Source organism: Cryobacterium sp. 10I1, assembly GCF_035019805.1.
In the GTDB taxonomy this organism is placed as follows: Bacteria; Actinomycetota; Actinomycetes; order Actinomycetales; family Microbacteriaceae; genus Cryobacterium; species Cryobacterium glucosi.
The window spans coordinates 1-1,262 of record NZ_JASJVF010000479.1 but is presented as its reverse complement, the minus strand read 5'-3'; the positions used below and the strand labels follow the sequence as shown (position 1 = coordinate 1,262).

Annotated in this window: 1 protein-coding gene and 1 pseudogene; both read left to right on the top strand. The window is 67.7% G+C overall.

The window, feature by feature from the left end; genetic code table 11:
- A pseudogene (locus tag QN345_RS19225) lies at positions 1–347 on the top strand (hypothetical protein); the annotation flags it as partial.
- A gap of 86 nt (positions 348–433) precedes the next feature.
- Positions 434–1,262 (top strand): ABC transporter ATP-binding protein (locus QN345_RS19220; RefSeq protein ID WP_323509134.1); only part of this gene is annotated, 829 nt, incomplete at its 3' end.

The window sequence follows — 1,262 nt, the reverse complement described above, 5'->3', positions numbered from 1 at the left end:
CCGAACCGGGCTTCCGCATCATGCACTTCGCCGACAGGGAACGGCTTCCGATCAGCTCGGCGAGCCCGGCCGACGGGATCGAGGTCGGCTTCCTGGCCGGCCAGCTCGCAATCGCTCTCTCCGAGCGGTTCGGCCTCCCGTACGGGCCGGATCTGCTGTTCCGGCTTGAGGTCATGGTCGAGATGGCCGCAGCGGTCCTGTCGAGAGGGTTCCAGTCCAACGTCCTGGGCGACGAGCGATACATCGCGGAGGCGAGGCGGGTCATCGCGGTATACCTGGCGGGCTACTACGGCGAGGAACTCGAGCAGGACGGTGCAGCAGTCCCAGTCTTGGAATCTGCTGAGTAGAGCTTGGCATCCGGCGGCTTTCCTGATTGGGTGGGAGATCGCTGGCACGTGTTGATTCGACATCAAGCGAGGAATGGGCCACTTCCATGATTGAGTTCCGATCGGTGACGAAAGAATTCCCGGACGGCACCCTTGCGGTCGACGACTTCAGCCTCACGGTTCCCTCGCACCGCACGACCGTGCTCGTCGGATCCTCCGGCTCCGGGAAGACCACCCTGCTGCGGATGATCAACCGCATGGTCGATCCGACGTCCGGCACGATCGAGATCGACGGCGTCTCCGTCGCGTCCCTCGAACCCGTGAAGCTGCGGCGCAGCATCGGCTACGTGATGCAGAATTCGGGACTGCTCCCGCACCGCACCGTCGTCGACAACGTCGCGACCGTGCCCCTTCTGCGTGGTGTGCCGCGCAGGACGGCGCGGGCGGATGCGCTGCGCCTGCTGGACACCGTCGGGCTCGACCGCGCCATCGCCGACCGGTACCCGAGCCAGCTTTCCGGCGGCCAGCAACAGCGCGTCGGCGTTGCCCGCGGCCTCGCCGTCGATCCCAATATCCTCCTGATGGACGAGCCCTTCGGCGCCGTCGACCCGATCGTGCGCGCGGAGCTGCAGCAGGAGCTCATCCGGCTGCAGCACGAGCTCGGCAAGACCGTCGTGTTCGTGACGCACGACATCGACGAGGCGTTCCTGCTCGGCGACCAGATCGCCATCCTGCGGGAGGGCGGCCGGATCGCCCAGCTCGGCACCCCGGCCGAGATCCTCGCCAACCCGGCCGACGACTTCGTCGCGAGCTTCGTCGGTGCCGACCGGGGAAAGCGCGCCCTGCACGTCGAGAGCCAGGACGGCTCGGACGTGCTCGTCGACTCGGACGGGCGACCCGCTGGCGTTCTCGTCGGCCAGCGCTCCGGCGCTGGCC